Here is a 218-nt window from a genome sequence, read left to right on the forward strand (position 1 = left end):
TTATATGATTAAGTCCTCGATCTATTAGTATTCGTCAGCTCCACGTGTCACCACGCTTCCACCTCGAACCTATCAACCTGATCATCTTTCAGGGATCTTACTAGCTTACGCTATGGGAAATCTCATCTTGAGGGGGGCTTCATGCTTAGATGCTTTCAGCACTTATCCCTTCCGCACATAGCTACCCAGCTATGCCCTTGGCAGAACAACTGGTACAC

General features: G+C 46.8%; 1 rRNA gene. It reads right to left on the reverse strand.

What is annotated here, in order from left to right:
* Nucleotides 1–4 precede the first annotated feature (4 nt).
* Nucleotides 5–218, reverse strand: a 23S ribosomal RNA gene (locus MR076_RS26285); the annotation flags it as partial.

It is taken from the genome of Bacillus cereus group sp. BfR-BA-01380 (genome assembly GCF_022663535.1).
Taxonomy (GTDB): Bacteria; Bacillota; Bacilli; order Bacillales; family Bacillaceae_G; genus Bacillus_A; species Bacillus_A cereus_BB.